Annotated in this window: 17 protein-coding genes, 1 tRNA gene and 6 pseudogenes; 11 read left to right on the top strand and 13 right to left on the bottom strand. The window is 46.7% G+C overall.

The window, feature by feature from the left end; all coding sequences use genetic code 11:
• Nucleotides 1–7: 7 nt before the first annotated feature.
• The 4 genes and pseudogenes from J7445_RS11645 to J7445_RS11660 all read left to right on the top strand — a co-directional run.
• A complete protein-coding gene (locus J7445_RS11645) occupies nt 8–562 on the top strand; it encodes a pilus assembly protein PilP (protein ID WP_070655369.1) in 555 nt (184 codons plus the stop codon).
• A gap of 18 nt (nt 563–580) precedes the next feature.
• Nucleotides 581–2,716 (top strand): type IV pilus secretin PilQ, encoded by a 2,136-nt coding sequence (locus J7445_RS11650; protein ID WP_070655368.1) that lies wholly within the window; start codon nt 581–583, stop codon nt 2,714–2,716.
• Nucleotides 2,717–3,153: 437 nt separating this feature from the next.
• On the top strand, nt 3,154–3,690 hold the full coding sequence (locus J7445_RS11655) for a shikimate kinase (protein WP_244969483.1): 537 nt from the start codon (nt 3,154–3,156) through the stop codon (nt 3,688–3,690).
• Between the two features lie 73 nt (nt 3,691–3,763).
• Nucleotides 3,764–4,255: pseudogene (locus J7445_RS11660) on the top strand (helix-turn-helix domain-containing protein); the annotation flags it as partial.
• A gap of 146 nt (nt 4,256–4,401) precedes the next feature.
• Here J7445_RS11660 and J7445_RS11670 read toward each other — a convergent pair.
• The 8 genes from J7445_RS11670 to rlmD all read right to left on the bottom strand — a co-directional run bounded on the left by J7445_RS11670 (nt 4,402) and on the right by rlmD (nt 11,371).
• On the bottom strand, nt 4,402–5,409 hold the full coding sequence (locus J7445_RS11670; RefSeq protein WP_209283070.1) for an IS5 family transposase: 1,008 nt from the start codon (nt 5,407–5,409) through the stop codon (nt 4,402–4,404).
• Between the two features lie 132 nt (nt 5,410–5,541).
• Nucleotides 5,542–5,617, bottom strand: a tRNA-Asn gene (locus J7445_RS11675).
• A 96-nt stretch (nt 5,618–5,713) separates the two neighbouring features.
• Nucleotides 5,714–6,073, bottom strand: coding sequence for a roadblock/LC7 domain-containing protein (locus J7445_RS11680; RefSeq protein WP_003743735.1), 360 nt, complete (start codon nt 6,071–6,073; stop codon nt 5,714–5,716).
• Between the two features lie 39 nt (nt 6,074–6,112).
• Nucleotides 6,113–6,754, bottom strand: a complete 642-nt coding sequence (locus J7445_RS11685) for a peptidase M23 (RefSeq protein ID WP_070654376.1) — start codon at nt 6,752–6,754, stop codon at nt 6,113–6,115.
• A gap of 5 nt (nt 6,755–6,759) precedes the next feature.
• Nucleotides 6,760–7,296: a GTP-binding protein gene (locus tag J7445_RS11690; protein ID WP_003743737.1), complete on the bottom strand. Its 537-nt coding sequence runs from the start codon at nt 7,294–7,296 to the stop codon at nt 6,760–6,762.
• 12 nt (nt 7,297–7,308) lie between these two features.
• The gene (locus tag J7445_RS11695; protein WP_070654375.1) at nt 7,309–8,403 is read right to left on the bottom strand and encodes a response regulator; all 1,095 of its coding nucleotides are present in this window, start codon (nt 8,401–8,403) and stop codon (nt 7,309–7,311) included.
• 24 nt (nt 8,404–8,427) lie between these two features.
• Nucleotides 8,428–9,879: a tetratricopeptide repeat protein gene (locus J7445_RS11700; protein WP_070654374.1), complete on the bottom strand. Its 1,452-nt coding sequence runs from the start codon at nt 9,877–9,879 to the stop codon at nt 8,428–8,430.
• 145 nt (nt 9,880–10,024) lie between these two features.
• Complete coding sequence (gene rlmD / locus J7445_RS11705; RefSeq protein ID WP_244969485.1) at nt 10,025–11,371, bottom strand: 23S rRNA (uracil(1939)-C(5))-methyltransferase RlmD; 1,347 nt, start codon at nt 11,369–11,371, stop codon at nt 10,025–10,027.
• A 126-nt stretch (nt 11,372–11,497) separates the two neighbouring features.
• Between rlmD and J7445_RS11710 the strand changes: the two genes are divergently transcribed.
• Nucleotides 11,498–12,496, top strand: coding sequence for a L,D-transpeptidase (locus J7445_RS11710; RefSeq protein WP_209283071.1), 999 nt, complete (start codon nt 11,498–11,500; stop codon nt 12,494–12,496).
• Between the two features lie 141 nt (nt 12,497–12,637).
• Nucleotides 12,638–12,784: pseudogene (locus tag J7445_RS11715) on the top strand (IS5/IS1182 family transposase); the annotation flags it as partial.
• A 138-nt stretch (nt 12,785–12,922) separates the two neighbouring features.
• On the opposite strand, the pseudogene J7445_RS11720 reads toward J7445_RS11715, so the two are convergent.
• Nucleotides 12,923–13,108 (bottom strand): annotated as a pseudogene (locus J7445_RS11720) (transposase); the annotation flags it as partial.
• 182 nt (nt 13,109–13,290) lie between these two features.
• Here J7445_RS11720 and J7445_RS11725 point away from each other — a divergent pair.
• Both J7445_RS11725 and J7445_RS11730 read left to right on the top strand, forming a co-directional pair.
• Nucleotides 13,291–13,605 (top strand): annotated as a pseudogene (locus J7445_RS11725) (transposase); the annotation flags it as partial.
• Nucleotides 13,606–13,668: 63 nt separating this feature from the next.
• Nucleotides 13,669–14,676 carry an IS5 family transposase gene (locus tag J7445_RS11730; protein ID WP_209283352.1) on the top strand — a complete coding sequence of 336 codons (1,008 nt, stop codon included), beginning with the start codon at nt 13,669–13,671 and terminating at the stop codon, nt 14,674–14,676.
• Nucleotides 14,677–14,918: 242 nt separating this feature from the next.
• Here the strand turns inward: J7445_RS11730 and J7445_RS11735 are convergent, their stop codons facing one another.
• Complete coding sequence (locus J7445_RS11735; RefSeq protein WP_045075230.1) at nt 14,919–16,607, bottom strand: cation acetate symporter; 1,689 nt, start codon at nt 16,605–16,607, stop codon at nt 14,919–14,921.
• Between the two features lie 110 nt (nt 16,608–16,717).
• Nucleotides 16,718–17,080, bottom strand: coding sequence for a DUF485 domain-containing protein (locus J7445_RS11740; RefSeq protein WP_070655303.1), 363 nt, complete (start codon nt 17,078–17,080; stop codon nt 16,718–16,720).
• A gap of 356 nt (nt 17,081–17,436) precedes the next feature.
• Between J7445_RS11740 and J7445_RS11745 the strand changes: the two genes are divergently transcribed.
• Nucleotides 17,437–18,333 (top strand): LysR family transcriptional regulator, encoded by an 897-nt coding sequence (locus J7445_RS11745; RefSeq protein WP_070655305.1) that lies wholly within the window; start codon nt 17,437–17,439, stop codon nt 18,331–18,333.
• A 39-nt stretch (nt 18,334–18,372) separates the two neighbouring features.
• Here the strand turns inward: J7445_RS11745 and J7445_RS11750 are convergent.
• Nucleotides 18,373–19,081: pseudogene (locus tag J7445_RS11750) on the bottom strand (7-cyano-7-deazaguanine/7-aminomethyl-7-deazaguanine transporter).
• Nucleotides 19,082–19,129: 48 nt separating this feature from the next.
• Here J7445_RS11750 and J7445_RS11755 point away from each other — a divergent pair.
• Nucleotides 19,130–19,543: pseudogene (locus J7445_RS11755) on the top strand (EamA family transporter); the annotation flags it as partial.
• A gap of 149 nt (nt 19,544–19,692) precedes the next feature.
• Here the strand turns inward: J7445_RS11755 and J7445_RS11760 are convergent.
• A complete protein-coding gene (locus J7445_RS11760) occupies nt 19,693–20,700 on the bottom strand; it encodes an IS5 family transposase (RefSeq protein WP_209283073.1) in 1,008 nt (335 codons plus the stop codon).
• Between the two features lie 309 nt (nt 20,701–21,009).
• Here J7445_RS11760 and prmC point away from each other — a divergent pair, with 309 nt between their 5' ends.
• Nucleotides 21,010–21,837: a peptide chain release factor N(5)-glutamine methyltransferase gene (prmC, locus tag J7445_RS11765; RefSeq protein WP_029609848.1), complete on the top strand. Its 828-nt coding sequence runs from the start codon at nt 21,010–21,012 to the stop codon at nt 21,835–21,837.

Raw genomic sequence — 21,837 nt, forward strand, 5'->3', positions numbered from 1 at the left:
GAAAATCATGAAAAATAAAATTTTCTTACTTACAAGTATCCTGTCATTGACGGGGTGTACACCGGCATATGACGATTTGAATGAGTGGATGACTAAGACACGTCAGGATGCTAAGTCTCATATTATTCCATTTGAGGCTCCGGTAGTGAACCCTCCGGCTGTTTATAATCCACCGGCTTATGGTGGTTTAAATGCATTCGATTTTCGACGGTTGGATAATGCACCTAAAGGTAGTAACGCCCCGAATCCTAATCGTCCAAAAGAAGCATTGGAAGCATTCAGTTTAGAAAATATGCGGTACGTAGGGATGCTGAGCAATGGCAGTAAAACTGCCGGTTTTATTGATGTAAATGGACATGTCTATACAGTTTATCCGGGGAACTATATCGGACAAAATTATGGAAAAATCCAAAGCATTACTGATGATTTGATTGTTTTGACAGAATTGGTTGAGGATAGTTCGGGCAATTGGATTTATCGAAAGGCGGAATTGCCATTAAGCAATAATGCTGAAAACAGTTCAAATGATGTCGGTAATGCTTTAGCAACGAATTCAAACTAATTTAAGGGGTCTCACTTCATGAAAACTAAGAATATGACGAAATTATTTGCCGGCATCAGTATGATTGCGGCAGCACAAATTGCGTTGGCAGGTAATATTACTGATATTAATGTATCAACTTTGCCGGATAGTCAAAAAATTATCAAAATACGTTTTGACCGGGATGTGATTAGCCCGAGCGGCTTTGTTACATCCACCCCGTCCCGAATTGCCTTGGATTTTGCCAAAACAAATATTCAATTGGCTCAACCTGTATTGGAATACGCAGATCCTTTGTTAAATCAAATTACTGCGGCTCAGAATAATGACCGATCTCGCATTGTTTTGGGATTGAATAAAGCAGCGCAATATAATACCGAAGTCCATGGTAATGAAGTATGGGTATTCGTTACAGAATCATCTGATCGAACCGAAACTTCTACGGCTATTTCAAATAATGCAAATGCACGTCAGAAGGCAAGCTCGTCTGAAACAGTTAAACAAACGGTAAATTCAGCTAATATTGACTTCAGGAAAGGTGCACATAACTCAGGTATTGTGGAATTGAATGCGCCTGCTTTCACAGGCAAACCTGAAGTGAAGCAACAACGTGATCGGGTGATTATTACTCTGAAAAATTATCCGTTGCCAACACAAGCGCAACGCAGTTTGGATGTTGCAGATTTCAGTACACCGGTTAAAAATATTACGTTAAAACGTATTGGAAATGATGCCCAACTCATTATTCGCAATAATGGCAATTGGGATTTCAATACCAAAGCTGCAAATGGTCAATTTGCTTTTGAAGTAATGCCTAAGTCCGCTAGTACGGAATCAAGTGGGTTGAATGCAAATCCAAACAAATCTTTCCGCGGCCGTAAAATTTCCCTGGATTTTCAAGATATTGAGGTGCGTACCATTTTGCAAATCCTTGCGAAGGAGTCCGGGGTTAATATCGTGGCCAGTGATTCCGTGAATGGCAAAATGACACTTTCTTTGAAAGATGTGCCTTGGGATCAGGCTTTGGATTTGGTTATGCAGGCGCGTAATTTGGATATGCGCCGACAAGGAAATATCATCAATATTGCACCTCGTGATGAATTGTTGGCCAAAGATAAGGCTTTCTTACAGGCAGAGAAAGAAATTGCCGAATTGGGGCCTTTATATTCCCAAACCTTCCAATTAAAATACAAGAATGTAGAAGAGTTTCGTAAAATTTTACGTTTGGACGACAACAATAGTGGAAACTCCAATGGTAGAAATACCTTGTTGAGTGGCCGTGGTAGTGCGCTGATTGATCCTGCAACGAATACTTTGATTATTACAGATAATCGAAATGTTGTAGAAAAATTCCGTAAGTTGATTGAGGAGTTGGATGTACCGACTCGTCAAGTCATGGTTGAAGCCCGTATTGTTGAAGCAAAAGACGGTTTTTCACGTGATTTGGGGGTGAAATTCGGTGTCGCAGGTTCCAAAGGACGCAACGCTTGGGGTAACTCTTGGAGTAATGCGCAAGATAACCATAATACTAATTCAGCTGTTTTGCGAGGTGATGCTAATTACCGTACATGGTCTTTACAACCGAATATTAGCCTGCCTGCAGCAGCAGCGACTAATAATATTGCTCTAGTACGAGCTTTGTCATCAGGTGCATTGGGTTTGGAAATTTCTGCTTCGGAAGCTACTGGTAAAAGTAAGACCATTTCTAATCCGCGTGTCCTGACTCAAGACCGTAGAGAGGCTACTATTGAGTCCGGTACTGAAATTCCGTATCAGGAGGCTTCTTCCAGTGGTGCAACTTCGGTTTCGTTCAAAAAAGCCGTGTTGGGCTTAACGGTAACGCCGAATGTAACGCCTGATGGTCAAGTTATCATGACTGTAAAAATTACCAAAGATACGCCGCAAGACTGTACAGTGGACTCTTTGATTACCAAATGTATTCAGACTAAAAACCTGAATACTCAGGCAATGGTTGAAGATGGTGGCACGTTGATTGTTGGCGGTATCTATGAAGAAGATAATAGCGATACGATTAACAAAGTACCATTATTGGGCGATTTGCCAGTGGTAGGCAATTTGTTCAAATCCCGTGCGAAAAAAGAAGAGCGTCGTGAATTGCTGGTTTTCATCACTCCGCGAATTATGGATGGTGTAGGCAGCAATCTCCGCTACTAAAATTGGAAAAGGCATATACTCGGAAGAGTATATGCCTTTTTAATTGGCACAAATTAGATAGGGAATTTTAGGGATTTTTGTTTATTTCGGAAGGAATATGGTGAAATATCCATAAATGGTAATAGCTATATTCGATGATGTATTTCTATTTATTGAAGAGTTCAATCTAGACTTCGCCACATAGTAAGAGATATTGAGTTTTTTATACACTGAGGGCTGCTTTCATTCTAAATTGTTTGTGACAAATGAGTGGGAATGAAGCTGCTATTACTATAGAGAGGTCGTCTGAAAACATCACTTTAATCTTTAATGCCATCCATGGTCTTAGGTAAGCAGGAGTAAACACGATATAATCGGTACTGTTGGAAACTAAGTATAAATAAGCACCAACGCATGCTCGGCAGTATTCATAAATCTTGTATCGGATGAACACCTTCATGGAAAAGCTCAATGGTAATTTAATTCTCATCGGATTGATGGGAGCAGGAAAAACAACGCTGGGAAGGCAGTTTGCTCAAATGTACGATTGCCCGTTTTATGATAGTGATTTGGAAATTTGCTCAGCGTCAGGTGTTTCTATTTCCACTATTTTCGAGATGGAGGGAGAGGAAGGATTCCGACACCGTGAGACTTTGATGCTGAAAAAGCTGTCGGCATTAAACGGCATTGTGTTGTCGACGGGAGGTGGCTCGGTTTTGCGTGAAGAAAACCGACGTTTCTTGCGTGAGCATGGTACGGTGGTTTATTTGCATGCATTACCTGAAGTGCTGTTGGAGCGTACACGTTATGATAGCAGCCGCCCGCTTTTAAAAACGGACGATCCTTTAAAGAAATTACGTGAATTGTATACGGTTCGAGATCCGATTTATCGTGAGACCGCGCATAGCGTTATAGAGTCGGAGAGTTGTGCTAAAACCCTTCGAAAATTGGTTGAATGTTTGGATGGGCAGCAATTCATTGAATATGATGATTGAAGGTGTTGCCTTTGTTGATTAGGTGTAGAAACCAGTAGCGTTGTTTACAGTATTTCCAGGAGAATACTGAAACATGAACATACACAAAAATACACGTCTCACCCCGCACCACCGCCAAGCCATTTGGCTGGCCTACACGCAGGGGAAGGAAAGCATCACCTCCCTGGCACGCCGCTACCAAGTCAGCCGCGTCACCATTTACCGCGCCCTTAAAGCCGCAAGAGGCAGACTGCTCAAACCCCAAACCAGTACCAACAACCGTTTCAAACAGGCTAAGTACGGAATGAAACGCCTGGCCAAGGTAGAACGCGGCATTCAGGAAAAACTCAAAAAGCAGGCCAAACGCTACAATAAATCCTACCCCGGAGAGCCGGTACATCTCGATACCAAACGGCTGCCGCTGCTCAAAGGGCAGAAAGCCACCGATAAGCGGGATTACCTGTTTGTCGCCATCGACGATTTCTCAGGGGCGCTATACGCCGCCATTTTGCCGGACAAAACCTCAGACAGTGCCGCCAAGTTTCTGACCGAACACCTGATTGATCCCTGCCCATACCTGATTGAGACCTTTGCAAAAAAGCCCTTCCCCCGACAACCGAAACCCAAACACAGGTTTTCGGCCATTTCCTTCCCCCCAATACCTCCTGATTTTACCCAAATACCCCCTTAATCCTCCCCGGATACCCGATAATCAGGCATCCGGACCGCCTTTTAGGCGGCAACAGGCACACTTAGCCTGTTAGCCGCTTTCAATAGGTTCAAACACATCGCCTTCAGATGGCTTTGCGCACTCACTTTAATCAGCCCGAAATAGGCTGCCCGGGCGTAGCGGAATTTACGGTGCAGCGTACCGAAGCTTTGTTCCACCACATAACGGGTCTTCGACAAATATCGGTTACGTTTGGTTTGCGCTTCCGTCAGCGGACGGTTGCGGTGGGCTTTGCGCATAATGCCGTCCAGCAACCGATGTTCTTTCAGATGTTGTCGGTTTTCCGCACTGTCGTAGCCTTTATCGGCATAGACGGTCGTATCTTCGGCAATGCCCTCCAACAAAGGCAACAGGTGGTTGCACTCATGGGTATTGGCGGGGGTGATATGCAGTTTCTCGATATAGCCTTCCTCATCGGTACGGGTATGTTGTTTGTAACCGAGTCTGTATAAACCGTTTTTCTTTGTCCAACGGGCATCTTTGTCTTTGCTCGGTGTGGTTTGGCCGCTGACTTGTCCTTCTTCATCGACTTCTATGGCTTGACGCTGTTTGCTGCCGGCGGTCTGAATAATGGTGGCGTCAATGACGGCGGCAGATGCTTTCTCTATTTTTAGGCCTTTTTCGGTCAGTTGGCGGTTAATCAGTTCCAGCAATTCGGACAGGGTGTCGTCTTGCGCCAGCCAGTTTCGGTAGCGGCATAAGGTGCTGTAATCGGGGATGCTCAGTTCGTCAAAACGGCAAAACAGGTTGAAATCGATGCGGGTGATGAGGCTGTGTTCGAGTTCGGGATCGGAGAGGCTGTGCCATTGTCCGAGCAGGACGGCTTTGAACATGGACAACAGGGAATAGGCGGGACGGCCGCGGTGGTCTCGGACGTAACGGGTTCTTTGACGATTCAGGTACTGCTCGATCGGCTGCCAATCAATCACCTGATCCAACTTCAATAATGGGAAGCGGTCGATGTGTTTGGCAATCATGGCTTGTGCGGTTTGCTGGAAGAAGGTGCTCATGAGAAATCCCCTAAATGTCTTGGTGGGAATTTAGGGGATTTTGGGGAATTTTGCAAAGGTCTCCTTCTGAAATATTTCAGACGACCTCTCAGTGAATAAGGCAAAAGCCTGAAATAATCAGGCTTTTATAATTGGCTCCCCGACCTGGGCTCGAACCAGGGACCTGCGGATTAACAGTCCGTCGCTCTACCGACTGAGCTATCGGGGAAAGATTTCGGATTATAGAGAAAGAAGTAACTTACGTCAACACTATTTTAAAAAATACAATGGTGTAAGTTCCTAAAATACGGATAAATACCGGAATTTATAGAATTTCAGCAATATGCTTCGCAGCACGCTTGGCATCCAACAAAATCAAGCCCAGCTTACCGCTTTCTCTTGCCATCAAAGCCAAAACCGCGTTTTCTCCTGCCTGACTCAGCAAAATATAACCAGTCTTCCCTTTCACCATAACCTGATCAAGCTCACCGCAAGCCAACTCATGGACGGAGCGGTTACCCAATGCCAACAATGTTGCTGACATCGCACCAACACGGTCTGCATTTAAATGCGACGGCAACATAGTTGCAATAGGCAAACCGTCAGTAGAAATAACGGCTGAAGCAGTAATATCAGGAGAGGTATTATTCAAATCGCTTAATACAGAAATCAATAATTGTTGCATACATATTCCATTCTAAAATAATAATCGGTATATAGTGTGTTAACGGCTGCCATAGCGGTGGTATAAAACTTTGACCAAGGTTACAAATGCCTCCTTGTTCAAGTCAGGCATACCGCCGATAACCAAAATCAACTTGGTATTACCGATATATAAAGGGAAGAAAGTCAACTCACTTTGTCCTGAAGGATCGCAAATACCCCATGCATTATTATTAATATGCAGATTATTACGGATTAATAGGCGATGGCTACTGTCCATCTTTGTTACTTCACTGGCCAAAAGCCCCAACTCTTCGGCAGCCTCGTGATGGAAATTCGCATTTGCAAAATACAATCCGTTCTCATCTGCCAATAATGCCTTACCTGAGCTTGAAAGTTGCTCCAATACAGAAGGCAATTGCTCGTCAGTAAGATGTATCTCCTCATTACTGACATTTTCATCACCATACAGAAACTCAAGGCGTTGCAGGCGGTACAGCAAATTCAAAGCGGTATCAATATTACTGGTATCTGCCCATGCCAAAATTTTCTCACTGCTGATAACCTCTGTCGGACTTGCCTTCAGCAAGCTATATAACAAAGTGCGGCTGGCACTGGGGGTATCACTCGTCACCGCATAATATGCCCCTGCCGGTGTAACTTTAGGATATAAATTTGATTGTAAAGAAAGAGTCGATTCCATTTATTTTATACCTCTAAACCCGGGTCGATTGAGAACAACATTGCACTTACCAATTGTTTTACATCATCTTCTCTTCGAGCATCAATCTCAAATACCGGCACATTAAAATTATTTTGAGCCAAGTATTTCTGATAAACGTCAACGCTTGGCAGTGATCGAATATCCATCTTAGTAACACCGACAACCAGCGGGGCTTTTTTCAATAATTCACGAAAAGCCTCTAAGAAAAATTGCAGGTCTTTTAGTGGGTTAGTACGGGTATTATCCAAAAGCAGAACCAAACCCATACTACCTTGACTTAAAATTTCCCACATAAAATTAAAACGTTCCTGCCCTGGTGTACCATAAAGATGGACTTTCACCTCTTCATCCAAATGAATAACTCCATAATCCATTGCTACAGTAGTATAACCTTTTCGCACCAACGTCATATCGGAAGCTGATGCGTCCGTTTGTACAGGAGGTTCATCCGACAAAGCTGAAATAGCTGTTGTTTTACCCACTCCGACCGGACCGGTAAAGATAATCTTATTTTCCTTCATTACATGTCCTTCTTATCGTTTTCCCAATAACTTACGCATCAATCGTTGCAGCAGTCCGCGTGGTTGCTCTTGCGACGGTCCTGCAATCTTCTCGGCATCTTTTACCATCTGACTATCAGGCACATTGCTATTTACATCAACTTGTTCGGAAACGTTGGTCTGATTGTGTGCGTATTCAGTGTCCGTTGCCAAGAAACCAGTTACAGAGGTAGCTGCAAGATAATTCAATATATCGGGCATCTCCAACGGCATAACCTTATAGAGGATATTCAGATTAACCGATGTTTTAGTCAGAAAGGCGGACAGCCTCATAGATTCAGGCACAGGAGCCAGCCTGGTCAGATTGGGCCAACGTTTCAATGTAAAAATAGTTTGAGGCGTCATCGGATAAATCAGACGACCTTGTGCGGTCCAAATCGCCATCTGCCACAGACAAGACATAATGGTAACTTTGGCTTTTTCCTTCCATTGAGGATTGTCAGGCACTACTTTGCATACCACAGAAAGATTGTCGTCTTTGCAAAGGCTCTCCAAATCATGCGCATTAACAGTCAACAAAACACGCTGAATACTTGGGAAAACTATCAATACTGGCTTACCTTCATGTAAAACAGCAATATCCTGATGACCTTGACTAGCGAATTTCAATGCTCCCAACAATCCTTTATTCGGGTTAAATCGTTTGATTGTTGCTTTTCGCTCTCCTTCGGCACCACCATTACCCTGAGTATTTTGTTTTGCTGTCTCACTATCAGCGGGATTAAAAACATTGCCTCCTTGAGCTAAACTTCTCAATACAGGAAACAAGGTATCGAATTTGACTGGCTTAGGGAGATATGGCGTCTCCACAGAAGGTTCTTGTGAGCAAAACATCGCAACTGGAATATCGGAATATTCGATTTTCAACGTTTTCCAAGTCTCAATACCGTCAGCCGTATCTGTATCTACCAGAACCAAATCCGGCTTTTCAACAGAATCAGTACCGATGATTTGATAATTCGTCGTATTGTGCATTTTGAAAGCCATACGGAATACAGCTTCCTGCTGCTCATCCATATCACGAAGCATAACCCGTATGGTTTTAATTTTAGGTAACAGATTGTCCATAGATGGTACTCTCTAAATGTTATTTTATTTTTTTGAATATTGATTTACGCGTTGAAGCAAGCGGCTCATAGCCAAAATAACCTCTTCCGGCAAACTGACAACCCGTTCACGCAAGATACGTAAGAACTGTTCCAAACGTGCCCAGTCTTCAACTCTTTCGTAAAGATCAAACAACATGATATATAACTGAGACTCTTGCGGATATTGCAGTACAGCCTGCTCTAAAGTATCAACAGCCAAATCCAACTGACCATACATCAATAAGGACTCGACTTCTTTTAGAGCCTCATCAGCAGGTGATGAATTCATGCTGATAACGGACGAGTCTTTTTGTACCAAATCTCGGTATTTCGCTTTCATTTGCAAAGAAGTGGGCTGTAAATAACCTCTGGCCAAACCAATTTCTTTCACGCGATTCTCATTTGGTCCCTTTTCCAAATCATCAAAAACCTCATGGTAACCTAGACTATATCCCCAGCCGAGCATCCGTTCTTTCACTTGGCGGCCATATTGTCCGAGTGAGTGATAAAGCTTCCATAAATGTTGCGCGAACTGACCAATTTCTTCATTTTGGTAGTCCAACTTCAAAGCATCAATAATTAAGCTGGCAGGTTTTGGAGAGGTTTGAATAGCACGGTTGTATTGTTGTACTGCTGTTTTATAATCAACCTTATCCTTCAAAATTTTCGCACCATGCTCAGGCTTAACAAATCCAATGACTGCACCCATTTCCTCGGGGGTGATGTCATTAAATTCTTTTTTCCCTAACACAATTAAAGAACGTTTTGAAGCTTGAGAAGTTGGAGAAGTGTGCTGAACATCATCTGAAGAAGTTGAATCCGATTCTGAAGAATCTTCGATTCCTGAAGGTTCACCAATTCTGCGCTCAATTTCCTGCAAGCTCCATCTCAAACGCTCCTCAGCCAAAACACGCAGGCGCAAGTGCGTCGGCTCAGTCATTAAACCAACCTTAACGTATTCAGCCAAACTCTCCTCGGACAAAACCAATCCGTGTTTTTCCAACGCATCAGCCAACATATCGACATTGCCTACGCGGAGGCTCAACCCGATTAATTCATGAACCAGCTTTTCGGGAGCCCCATCGCCCAACCCGTTCAGATACCCTGCCAAAGACTCTGCAGCCTTGCTTTCATAACCGAACTGTTTGTACACCTGATATTCAGTCAGAGGATCGACTTCCTGAGCAGATACTGATGCCGTTGAACCCGAAGTCTCGCCACCACCCCATTCCCAATCCTGTTGTTCAGTATCAGAAACAGACTGATTGACCTGATCCATCCAATCCGGAGTAACAGCATCCTCATCTTTTTGATTTGGTTTGTTATGATGTATTGATGATTTGGCAACCTTAGTTGTTTTTTTATGTGTCGTTCCGCTTTGCTTGAAACGGACAAACAACAATACAACCAACAAAAGCGCCAACAATACGATTAAAAGTGAATAATCCAAGAACACCTCCCGTTACTGTGGAGCAGCAAACAAACTATATTTTATATTCATATCCGGCAACCATCAAAATTGCCGAATCATCTTATTTTCTGAGTGAATTATGATAACATGATTCAACCGATAATTACATAAAAAACCATTTTGCAAATACCTATATACCATTTTCCAAATCGAAGACACCTATAGATTCGACATGCGAAGTCTGTGCAAACATATTCATTACGCCTGCAAATTTCAGCCTATAACCCTTATTTACCAATACTTCCGCATCTCTGGCAAAGGTTGCCGGATTGCAAGAAACATATACTATCTTTACCGGCAAATACGGAGCATGTAGTGATTTGACAACAGCATAGGCACCACCTCTCGGGGGATCAAGCAACATCTTGTCGAATTGACCCCATGACGCTACCACAACCTCATCTGTTTCAAACAAATCCGCTTCAAAGAAGGATACCCTATCGGAACAACCGTTAGCCGAAGCATTGTTTCGTGCTCGCTTAACCAACGAACCTTCACCTTCGATTCCAACCACTTCAGCCCCACTTTTTGCCATAGGAATACTGAAGTTTCCAAGCCCGCAAAACAAATCTGCAATACGCTCGTTTTTCTGAATATCTAGAAGTTTCAAAGCCCTGCCAACCATCACTCCATTTAAGCCTGCATTAATCTGGGTAAAATCCCCGGGTTTGTACGGCATTTCAACCTCAAACTCAGGTAAAGCATATCCCAAAGGCTGACAATCTTTCGGATAGAATGGCTGGGCCTCCTGTCTTCGGGCTTGCAGCCAAATCTGCCACTGTTTTTTCTCATGACCGAATATCGTATCAAACCATTTTTCAAGTTGTCTCAATTTTTGACTAGGCGGTTTTTTTCCGGAACAAATGTTCAAAACCGTTAGTTTTTCGCTATTAAAAAACTCAATGAATAGCAAATCCAAATCTATCAAACTTTGCAACATTTGCTTTATTTTTGGCAACTTCTCAGAAATATGAGCCGGCAACACCATACATGAATCGACATCAATCACTTCATGACTCTTTTTTGCCTTAAAACCGATTTTCAGACGACCACCTGCATCCTTTGAAATACTCAGTCTGGCACGCTCCCGATAATGCCATGGTGTTCCATATATAGCTGGGAGAATCTGCTTGGGTCGGATTTTGCCGATGCGTTCCAACTGCTCTTCCATAATGCGTTGTTTAAATGCAATCTGGGCTGTCGAATCAATGTGCTGTATTGAACAACCACCGCATGTATCAAAATACCTACACTTCGGCTCAACTCGATTTTCCGAATATCGGGTGATGTCAATGACCCGTGCCTCATCAAATTGTTTTTTTGAACGGATGATTTCAAACCGTACCCGCTCACCCGGTATCGCTCCTTCAATAAACAATGCCTTACCATTAACGCGCGCGACACCTCTTCCTTCATAATCCAAAGAAAAAATATCCGCCTCGCCCTCATATTGCCTGTTATCTGTCCGCATCTTCATCAAGAAAATCCATTTTGCCCGACAGGGCACATTTTGTTTGCAAAAACGCATATTCTCGCACAAAACCAAAAAGATTCAGGTATGATTGCCCGAAATATTTCCTCCCCCCTTTTTAAATTTTAAAACATGAAAAAAATTCTCTTCAGTACAAGCCTTGCAGCTTTGGCCGCCTACGCAACTGCCAACACACCTGTTCCTGATGTTTCCCCCGTCTCACAAGGTCAACATGTTGTCATCAACATTCCGCAACAGCGTCTGTTCCTCTATACCGACGGACAATTAACAAAAATTTATCCCGTTGCTGTCGGCAAAGCCATGACCCAAACCAACCTTGGGGAACACAAAATCGGAGCCAAAGCTTTTAATCCTACTTGGCACATTCCGAAATCTATTCAAAAAGAACGCGGAGACGGCGTCAAATCCGTACCGCCCGGCCCCAATAATCCTCTGGGTCCTGTCTTTGTCCGCTTGGGCGATCCGAAATTCAGTTTGGGCATTCACGGCACGAACGCGCCTGCCAGCGTACCGGGTGTCCGCAGCCACGGTTGCGTGCGCATGAAGTCTCCGGATGCGCTTGAATTTGCAAAAACCATCGCAACCGGCGCCCCTGCTTCTGTTATTTACCAACTTGCCAGCCTCAACGAAGATGCCAATAAAAATCTTTGGCTGGCTGCATATCGCGATCCTTACAATAAAAAGAACCTCGATACCGATGCCCTGAAAAAAAGTATTGCCGCTTGGGCTAAGGCGCACGGCAAAACGATTAATGCCGCCCGTATTGATGCAATTTTGAAGGCGCGTACCGGGGCGACAAACTGTTTGACCTGTGCTAAAGGCGTCAAATTGAAAACCCCGCTGAAATCCTTGGCATGGATGAGTGGCTCCAGTGCCTTCAGCAAACCGAAAGTCATGCCGAAACCCGCCCCTGTGAAAGATGAAGTATTGCCTACCGGTTCTGAAATCGAAATAGATGCCGAAGATACTCCGACTCCGAAAGCAGCTTCGGAATACTCGCCGAGAAAACCCAAAGCTGCCGAATACACCCCTCCGCCGGCAGCTTCTACACCTTCCTATCCAAAATATGATCTGCCGGCAGACGGAGATCCTACTTCATTGCTGTTTTAAGTAGAGATTGCCCTATAACTGTTTAAAATAGAATAGGTTGCTCACCATTTATTCTGCATGAACAGGAATAACCGTTAGGTAAGTTGCCTTTATAAGGTCGTCTGAAAACTTGTCTTCCATGTTTTCAGACGACTTTTCTTTTATAGTGGATTAAATTTAAATCAGGACAAGGCGACGAAGCCGCAGACAGTACAAATAGTACGGCAAGGCGAGGCAACGCCGTACTGGTTTAAATTTAATCCACTATATATATGTCGGTACCGTTTCGTATTACTCATAGAGACCTTTGCAAAAAAGCCCCTCCTTCGACAGCCGAAACCCAAACACAGGTTTTCAGCTATTTTTCCCCCTAACACCTCCTGATTTTACCCAAATGCCCCCTGAATCCTCCCCGAATACCTGATAATCAGGCATCCGGACCGCCTTTTAGGCGGCAACAGGCACACTTAGCCTGTTAGCCTCTTTCAACAGGTTTAAACACATCGCCTTCAGATGGCTTTGCGCACTCACTTTACACAGACCAAAATAGGCTGCCCGGGCGTAGCAGAATTTGCGGTGCAACGTACCGAAGCTTTGTTCGACCACATAACGGGTCTTCGACAAATACCGGTTGAGCCCTTTGCAAAAATAGTCTGCTAACGAAATTTGACGCATAAAAATGCACTAAAAAATTTTCAATTGACTAAAACCTTCCTAATATTGAGCAAAAAGTAGGAAAAATCAGAAAGGTTTTGCATTTTGAAAATGAGATTGAGCATAAAATTTTAGTAACCTATGTTATTGCAAAGGTCTCGGAAGGTATAGCCGACGGTACGACCGTCTATGCCGATAAAGGCTACGACAGTGCGGAAAACCGGCAACATTTGAAAGAACATCGGTTGCTGGACGGCATTATGCGCAAAGCCCACCGCAACCGTCCGCTGACGGAAGCGCAAACCAAACGTAACCGGTATTTGTCGAAGACCCGTTATGTGGTCGAACAAAGCTTCGGTACGTTGCACCGCAAATTCCGCTACGCCCGGGCAGCCTATTTCGTGCTGATTAAAGTGAGTGCGCAAAGCCATCTGAAGGCGATGTGTTTAAACCTGTTGAAAGCGGCTAACAGGCTGAGACCTTTGCAAAATTCCCCAAAATCCCCTAAATTCCCTCCCAAGACATTTAGGGGATTTCTCATGAGCACCTTCTTCCAGCAAACCGCACAAGCCATGATTGCCAAACACATCGACCGCTTCCCATTATTGAAGTTGGATCAGGTGATTGGTTGGCAGCCGATCGAGCAATACCTGAATCGTCAAAAAACCCGTTACGTCCGAGACCACCGCGGCCGTCCCGCCTATCCCCTGTTGTCCATGTTCAAAGCCGTCCTGCTCGGACAATGGCACAGCCTCTCCGATCCCGAACTCGAACACAGCCTCATCATCCGCATCGATTTCAACCTGTTTTGCCGTTTCGACGAACTGAGCATCCCCGATTACAGCACCTTATGCCGCTACCGCAACTGGCTGGCGCAAGACGACACCCTGTCCGAATTGCTGGAACTGATTAACCGCCAACTGACCGAAAAAGGCCTAAAAATAGAGAAAGCATCTGCCGCCGTCATTGACGCCACCATTATTCAGACCGCCGGCAGCAAACAGCGTCAAGCCATAGAAGTCGATGAAGAAGGACAAGTCAGCGGCCAAACCACACCGAGCAAAGACAAAGATGCTCGCTGGACAAAGAAAAACGGCCTCTACAGACTCGGTTACAAACAACATACCCGTACCGATGAGGAAGGCTATATCGAGAAACTGCACATCACTCCCGCCAATACCCATGAGTGCAACCACCTGTTGCCTTTGCTGGAAGGTATAGCCAAAGATACGACCGTCTATGCCGACAAAGGCTACGACAGTGCGGAAAACCGGCAACATCTGAAAGAACATCGGTTGCTGGACGGCATTATGCGCAAAGCCCACCGCAACCGTCCGCTGACGGAAGTGCAAACCAAACGCAACCGATATTTGTCGAAGACCCGTTATGTGGTCGAACAAAGCTTCGGTACGCTGCACCGTAAATTCCGCTACGCCCGGGCAGCCTATTTCGGGCTGATTAAAGTGAGTGCGCAAAGCCATCTGAAGGCGATGTGTTTGAACCTGTTGAAAGCGGCTAACAGGCTAAGTGTGCCTGTTGCCGCCTAAAAGGCGGTCCGGATGCCTGATTATCGGGTATCCAGGGAGGATTAAGGGGGTATTTGGGTAAAATTAGGAGCAATTAGGGGCGAAAACAACCAAAAACCTGTGTTTGGGTTTCGGCTGTTGGGGGAAAAGGAATTTTGCAAAGGTCTCTATATCATTAATACAGCCAAAAACCGACATAGGTCAAACAACAAGATGAAAAACCGATACAGGCCGTCTGAAAAAACAGCCTGCAAAAACGGAAATCAATGATCGCTCGCTTCGGCCGCGCCTACCCCCGTCATCGAACGGACGTACTGCGCGTCAAAACCCGCCTTGTCGCAGCCGGCCTGTTCCGATTTGTCGGCCAGCGACACCAGCCAGGCCACGATAAAGGCCAGCGGGATGGTAAACAGCGCGGGATTACCGTAGGGGAAGACGGGTTTGTCGTGATGCAGCACACTCACCCACACGGTCGGCCCCAGCACAATCAGCACCAGCGCACCGAGCAGCCCCGCAAAACCGCCCGCAATCGCCCCGCGCGTGGTCAGCCCCTTCCAAAACATACTGAGCATCAGCACGGGGAAATTGGCCGATGCCGCCAACGCGAAAGCCAACCCGACCATAAAGGCCACATTCTGATTCTCAAAGGCCATCCCGAACACAATCGCCGCAATGCCCAAAGCCAGCGTGGCCGCCTTGGAAACCCGCATCTCTTCGTGCTGCGTGGCCTTGCCCTTGCGGATGACCGAAGCGTACAAATCATGGCTTACCGCCGATGCGCCCGACAGCGTCAGCCCGGCCACCACCGCCAGAATCGTGGCGAAGGCAACGGCCGAAATAAAGCCCAGCAGCAAATCGCCGCCCGTAGCCCCGGCCAAGTGCACCGCCGCCATATTCGTGCCGCCCACCATTTCATACACGCTTTTGCCTTCTTTGAAAACCTGCGTGAAAAACTGCGGGTTGTCGCGGCTCAGGAAAATAATCGCGCCAAAGCCGATGATAATCGTCAGCAGGTAGAAATAACCGATAAGCCCCGTAGCCACCACCACCGACTTGCGTGCTTCTCGCGCATCAGGCACGGTGAAAAAGCGCATCAGAATGTGCGGCAGCCCGGCCGTGCCGAACATCAGTGCGAAACCGAGCGACAGCGCGTCTACCGGGTTTTTGACCAGCCCGCCGGGCGACATGATTGCCTCGCCCTTTTCATGCGCCGATACGGCCTGGCCGAACATGGTTTCCAGATTGAACCCCGCATGTTGCAACACAAAAAACGCCATCAGCGTCGCCCCGCCCAGCAGCAACACCGCCTTAATCATCTGAACCCATGTCGTTGCCAGCATCCCGCCGAACAGCACATAGGCCACCATCAGCACGCCCACCAGTATCACGGCGGAAAGGTAGCTCATGCCGAACAAAAGCTGAATCAGCTTGCCCGCACCCACCACCTGCGCGATTAAATAAAGAATCACCACCAAAAGCGAACCTGCGGCAGAAAACACCCTCACCGGCGTTTGTTTCAGGCGGTAGGCGGCCACATCCGAAAACGTGTACCGTCCCAGATTACGCAGCCGCTCAGCCACCAAAAACAGCACAACAGGCCAGCCGACCAAAAAGCCCGTGGAATAAATCAGCCCGTCGTAGCCGCTGGTAAACACCATTGCCGAAATGCCGAGAAAAGACGCGGCGGACATATAGTCGCCCGCAATCGCCAGCCCGTTCTGCGTGCCGGAAATCCCGCCGCCGCCCGTATAGAAATCCTTGGCCGAACGGTTTTGCCGTGCCGCCCACTTGGTAATCAGCAGCGTGCTGCCGACAAAGACGAAAAACATCACGATGGCCGTCCAATTGGTCGCCTGTCGCTGCACGTCGCCCGTCAGCGCGTCCGCATACGCCGCATTCGCAAATATCGGCGAAATGAAATATAATATTGTTTTTATGTATATTTTTTTCATCGGAATTTCCTTAATGGTTGAAATTGAGCCCTTTGGGGCAGTAGAATCTGGATTTTTTGTAACAACAGGCGTTATCCCTTTCCAATCGGACAGGTACATGAAGCTGTGCCTTATGCATGTTCCTGTACGTTAGTACAGGATGCATCCCCCTGAACTTCACGTACTACCTCCCGCGTGGTTTTTTCGAAATAGCCGTTGGCCAACCACACATACGCCAGTGTAATAAGGAAGGAAAATACAATAACGGCGATGCCGGCGTAGATGCCCCAAGTGGTAATGCCTCCTTCGGAAACTTTGCGTCCCAAAAGGTCGGGGCGCGTGCCGATGATCCAGATGAAGGCCGTGTAAACGGAAAACATTACTGCCGAAAACGACCAGCCCAGCAACGACTTCTGCCGCGCCATTTTTTGGAATTTCGGATTATTCAGGATTTCAGCCGTTAATCTGGCCTCTTCCGTAGATGATTTGCCCATCGGTTTGCTCCTTATGTAGGGGTTATTTAATTGCGAAGCGGCAGCCCGCCGAGATATTAAATGTCCAAGCCGCACCCGATGCCAATCGCAAATTCTGATTAAGCCTATCCGGACTACCTATGGCTTGATTCAATTTAATGAATATAAAAGAAAAAATTTTAAAAACGATATTTTTGGCGCGGTAATTGCAAATTTGGATAAGGATTATCAAAAAGGTTGATGCCTAATAAGGCCGAAGTAATTCGGTTTCTGAATAGTTAATTGATTTTAAATAAGAAAATTCAAACAAATGCACGGATAAACATGGGCAAAACAGACAGGACGCTGCCCTCTATCTGTAGAAAAAAGAAGAATATATGGATATCAATCAATTGCGCGCCTTTATCACTGTGGCGCATACGCAAAATCTGACGCAGGCCGCCGAAAGGCTGTTTTTGTCGCAACCGGCCGTTTCCGCCCAAATCAAGGCCATAGAAAGCGACATCGGTACGCCGCTTTTCACCCGCACCAGCAACGGTATGCAGCTTACCCGCGCAGGCGAAGTGCTGCTGCCCGAAGCCGAAGCCCTGATGCAGCACAAGCACCGTTTGGAAAAGTTTGCCGAAACGCTGTCGGAACACTTCGTCTCCCATGCGCAGCTCGGCCTGATCCACCCCATAGCATCACACAAGGTAACCGAACTGACCCGCCTGATCCAACAGCGCAGTCCCGATGTGCAACTTCACATCCAATACGGTATGAGCGGCGAAATTTTGGAACGCTTGACCGCAAAGCGGCTGCACGGCGGTTTTTTCCTCGGCCACATAGAAGGACGCAGCCTGCAATGCCGTTTCCTGCAAAACATCGCCTACGCCTTGATTTGCCCGGATGGGGAAGAAGATAAGTTGCGGCGCGGTTTGCCCAAAAGCCTGAATGACTACACTTGGATAGAGATGTCCGGCATATCCGGCAGCCACAAAAACCTACAGCAGTTCTGGCAACGCCACAAGCTGTCGCCCAAAAAGCAGATCATCTGCGATTATCCGCAAACCATTATCGACTTGGTCGCCGATGGTGCGGGACTGGCCATGGTGCCCAAACATACCGCCAATGCCGCCCGCACACAAGGCAAACCCGTCGCCCTGATAGACGAATTCGAACAAAGCCTGCCGCTGCATTTCGTTTATCTGGACGAATATGGCACCGACCACGCCCTATTGTTGCTGCTGGATTGTGTGTTGGAAGTTTGGCAGGCCGAAATCGGCAAAGCCTGACCAACCCTTTTATCCATCCCGTCAGAAACACCCGCCCCTTCACAAATGTTCTTCTGCAAGGGCGGCGGTCTGCCTTATGTCTTCCTCCGGCAATGTGGTTAGTCTGCCGGTTAGAATTTTCAACAATACCCCATAGGCGGGCAGGAAAAACAGGGTGCAAACAGCCAGTTTGAACAGATAATCAACAAAGGCGATATGCGGCCAATTGGCAGCCATAAATTTGTCACCGCTGCCGGCAAAGGCTATGCCGAAAAAAAAGTAAAGTGTCGATTGCATTGCCGGCAAACATTGATGAAAAAGGGGCAATCCACCACGATTTCAGGCGGCGCAGCTGGTTGAACACGAAAATATCTAATATCTGTCCGACCGCATAAGCCGAAAAACTGGCGACGGCGATACGGAACACAGACGGTATGAATACGGCCAAAGAGGCAAAACCGACCCATGTGCCGTTTTGGAACAAGACGGATAATGCGTAAGACAGCGCCAGAGCGGGAAACATGACGAAAAATACTATCCTCCGCGCCAGCCGCTGCCCGAAAATCCGAACGGTCAAATCGGTAGCCCAAAAGATAAACGGAAAGGTCAGCGCGCCCCAAGTGGAATGTACTTCAAATCCGTTGGGCAGGGTTACGGTGAAGGGGAATTGCACCAAATAATTGCTTGAGGCAATAATGAGCATATGGAACAATACCAGCCAAAACAGCGCATGCCGTTGCTGGGCATAAGAGAAGCCGTTGTCTTGCATAGGAATCCTTGATTTTTGTTTAAATATTTGAAATTAGAAGGCGGTAAAATGGAAAATACTTGGTTTTATTGGGCATTGGCTTCTGCTTTCTTTTCCGCTTTGACGGCTGTTTTTGCCAAAGCCGGCTTGCAGAGCATCGATTCGGATTTTGCCACCTTTATCCGCACATTGGTTATTTTGGCTGCCTTGGCGGCATTTTTGAGTTATGCGGGCAAATGGCAGGGCGTGACCGATTTTTCCGCGCGCAATTGGACGTTCCTGATATTGTCGGGTTTGGCCACAGGCGCATCTTGGCTGGCTTATTTTAAGGCCTTGCAGATGGGCGAGGCCTCAAAGGTCGCGCCTGTGGATAAATTCAGTATCGTGCTGGTGGCGTTGTTCGCAGTGGTGTTGAAGGAATGGCCGTCTTCCCAGGAATGGCTGGGCATTGGGCTGATTGCCGCCGGCGTGCTGACTTTGGCCGAGACCTTTGCAAAAAAGCCCTTCCCCCGACAACCGAAACCCAAACACAGGTTTTCGGCCATTTCCTTCCCCCCAATACCTCCTGATTTTACCCAAATACCCCCTTAATCCTCCCCGGATACCTGATAATCAGGCATCCGGACCGCCTTTTAGGCGGCAACAGGCACACTTAGCCTGTTAGCCGCTTTCAACAGGTTCAAACACATCGCCTTCAGATGGCTTTGCGCACTCACTTTAATCAACCCGAAATAGGCTGCCCGGGCGTAGCGGAATTTACGGTGCAGCGTCCCAAAGCTTTGTTCCACCACATAACGGGTCTTCGACAAATATCGGTTACGTTTGGTTTGTGCTTCCGTCAGCGGACGGTTGCGGTGGGCTTTGCGCATAATGCCGTCCAGCAACCGATGTTCTTTCAGATGTTGCCGGTTTTCCGCACTGTCGTAGCCTTTGTCGGCATAGACGGTCGTATCTTTGGCTATACCTTCCAGCAAAGGCAACAGGTGGTTGCACTCATGGGTATTGGCGGGAGTGATGTGCAGTTTCTCGATATAGCCTTCCTCATCGGTACGGGTATGTTGTTTGTAACCGAGTCTGTAGAGGCCGTTTTTCTTTGTCCAGCGAGCATCTTTGTCTTTGCTCGGTGTGGTTTGGCCGCTGACTTGTCCTTCTTCATCGACTTCTATGGCTTGACGCTGTTTGCTGCCGGCGGTCTGAATAATGGTGGCGTCAATGACGGCGGCAGATGCTTTCTCTATTTTTAGGCCTTTTTCGGTCAGTTGGCGGTTAATCAGTTCCAGCAATTCGGACAGGGTGTCGTCTTGCGCCAGCCAGTTGCGGTAGCGGCATAAGGTGCTGTAATCGGGGATGCTCAGTTCGTCGAAACGGCAAAACAGGTTGAAATCGATGCGGATGATGAGGCTGTGTTCGAGTTCGGGATCGGAGAGGCTGTGCCATTGTCCGAGCAGGACGGCTTTGAACATGGACAACAGGGGATAGGCGGGACGGCCGCGGTGGTCTCGGACGTAACGGGTTTTTTGACGATTCAGGTATTGCTCGATCGGCTGCCAATCAATCACTTGATCCAACTTCAATAGTGGGAAGCGGTCGATGTGTTTGGCAATCATGGCTTGTGCGGTTTGCCGGAAGAAGGTGCTCATGGAAAATCCCCTAAATGTCTTGGTGGGAATTTAGGGGATTTTGGGGAATTTTGCAAAGGTCTCATAAGGGGATACGACCTTCAATAGTTTTTGTGTTTTTTCATCAAACGACATCTTCTATAGGGAAATCCTCACAAAGCCTCCAGCATTGTTATGTTTCCCGTCTTAATCCTGTTGCTTGGTGAACAAAAAAGTCTACTTGGAAAATTAAATGTTCGTAAATTCAAGGAAATCTTGGAAGTATTTTATGTTTGTTTTTAGCAGGCAGAGTTGATGGATGATGAGATGGAAATGAATGAAAAAAGAGTGATGACATTAGATGACTGGATACGGCAGTCTCCGCTACCGCGCATAGAGGCACGTATGCTTTTGCAAAAGGCGGGAGGTTACAGCCGTGTTCAATTAATAACGCAGGGAGCAGAAGCGATTCCGGCAGATATTTTCGCTCGGCTGGATAGTTTGGCGGAGCGTCGTCTGAATGGTGAGCCAATAGCTTATATCATGGGTGGCCGGGAGTTTTATGGTCGTTGGTTTGAAGTCTGCCCTGATGTTTTGATTCCCCGTCCGGAAACCGAGCATTTGGTTGAAGCGGTTATCGAACATCTCCCGAAAAACGGACGGGTTTGGGATTTGGGTACCGGTAGCGGGGCGGTGGCCGTTACGGTGGCATTGGAACGGAAGGATGCAGAAGTACGCGCGTCTGATATTAGCAGGCAGGCTTTGGTTGTTGCCCGTCGAAACGCAGAAAATTTAGGTGCAGCAGTTGAGTTTGCATCAGGATCATGGTTCGATACGGATAAAACGTCGTCTGAAGACAAATATCGTTTTGATGTTATTGTTTCCAACCCTCCTTATATTGAGAAAGATGACAGCCATTTGAATCAAGGAGATTTGCGTTTTGAGCCTCAGACGGCATTGACCGATTTTGCCGACGGCTTGACTTGTATTCGGGAGCTGGCACAGCGTGCGTCTGAATTTTTGAAAGAGGGCGGGTGGTTGCTGTTGGAACATGGATATAACCAAGGTGGGGCAGTACGGCAGATTTTGTCGGAAAATGGTTTTACAGAGATTGAAACCCGACAGGATTTGGCCGGTTTAGACAGGTTGACTTTGGGCGTCAGGCGACATATTGAATAA

Origin of the sequence: Neisseria sicca (assembly GCF_017753665.1) — a bacterium.
In the GTDB taxonomy this organism is placed as follows: domain Bacteria; phylum Pseudomonadota; class Gammaproteobacteria; order Burkholderiales; family Neisseriaceae; genus Neisseria; species Neisseria flava.

Coding starts and splice junctions, on each gene's coding strand:
- J7445_RS11735 (WP_045075230.1), bottom strand. CDS start 16,607: ATGAAAAAAATATACATAAAAACAATATTATATTTCATTTCGCCGATA.
- J7445_RS11645 (WP_070655369.1), top strand. CDS start 8: ATGAAAAATAAAATTTTCTTACTTACAAGTATCCTGTCATTGACGGGG.
- prmC (WP_029609848.1), top strand. CDS start 21,010: ATGACATTAGATGACTGGATACGGCAGTCTCCGCTACCGCGCATAGAG.
- rlmD (WP_244969485.1), bottom strand. CDS start 11,371: ATGAAGATGCGGACAGATAACAGGCAATATGAGGGCGAGGCGGATATT.
- J7445_RS11680 (WP_003743735.1), bottom strand. CDS start 6,073: ATGCAACAATTATTGATTTCTGTATTAAGCGATTTGAATAATACCTCT.
- J7445_RS11760 (WP_209283073.1), bottom strand. CDS start 20,700: ATGAGCACCTTCTTCCGGCAAACCGCACAAGCCATGATTGCCAAACAC.
- J7445_RS11695 (WP_070654375.1), bottom strand. CDS start 8,403: ATGGACAATCTGTTACCTAAAATTAAAACCATACGGGTTATGCTTCGT.
- J7445_RS11710 (WP_209283071.1), top strand. CDS start 11,498: ATGAAAAAAATTCTCTTCAGTACAAGCCTTGCAGCTTTGGCCGCCTAC.
- J7445_RS11655 (WP_244969483.1), top strand. CDS start 3,154: ATGGAAAAGCTCAATGGTAATTTAATTCTCATCGGATTGATGGGAGCA.
- J7445_RS11740 (WP_070655303.1), bottom strand. CDS start 17,080: ATGGGCAAATCATCTACGGAAGAGGCCAGATTAACGGCTGAAATCCTG.
- J7445_RS11745 (WP_070655305.1), top strand. CDS start 17,437: ATGGATATCAATCAATTGCGCGCCTTTATCACTGTGGCGCATACGCAA.
- J7445_RS11690 (WP_003743737.1), bottom strand. CDS start 7,296: ATGAAGGAAAATAAGATTATCTTTACCGGTCCGGTCGGAGTGGGTAAA.
- J7445_RS11670 (WP_209283070.1), bottom strand. CDS start 5,409: ATGAGCACCTTCTTCCAGCAAACCGCACAAGCCATGATTGCCAAACAC.
- J7445_RS11685 (WP_070654376.1), bottom strand. CDS start 6,754: ATGGAATCGACTCTTTCTTTACAATCAAATTTATATCCTAAAGTTACA.
- J7445_RS11650 (WP_070655368.1), top strand. CDS start 581: ATGAAAACTAAGAATATGACGAAATTATTTGCCGGCATCAGTATGATT.
- J7445_RS11730 (WP_209283352.1), top strand. CDS start 13,669: ATGAGCACCTTCTTCCAGCAAACCGCACAAGCCATGATTGCCAAACAC.